Annotated in this window: 1 pseudogene; it reads left to right on the top strand. The window is 43.2% G+C overall.

The features are described 5' to 3' along the window. Positions 1 to 234 (top strand): annotated as a pseudogene (locus tag FC20_RS10605) (hypothetical protein); the annotation flags it as partial.

Below are 234 nucleotides of genomic sequence, written 5' to 3'. Positions count from 1 at the left end.
AGAAAACTACTCCAACTAAACCGGAAGAAAATAAGCCTGAAGAAAAGAAAGAGCCTAAGTTTTGGAAAGGAAACACCGAAAACGCCTTTGCCTACTCCATCACGATCGGTTTCTTTGTAGGTGCTGCTAACATGATCTTTTTGCACTGGGGTTGGCATCCAGGCATTGTTTCCATGATTTTGATCTTTTTGATCGTGGGAACAAATCCAGCCTTTGCAGACAAGCGAACTCCTG

The sequence above is a fragment of the Lactobacillus equicursoris DSM 19284 = JCM 14600 = CIP 110162 genome (genome assembly GCF_001434815.1).
GTDB lineage: Bacteria > Bacillota > Bacilli > Lactobacillales > Lactobacillaceae > Lactobacillus > Lactobacillus equicursoris.
The sequence above is the reverse complement of the archived record's forward strand: the minus strand, read 5'-3'. Positions and strand labels throughout refer to the sequence as shown.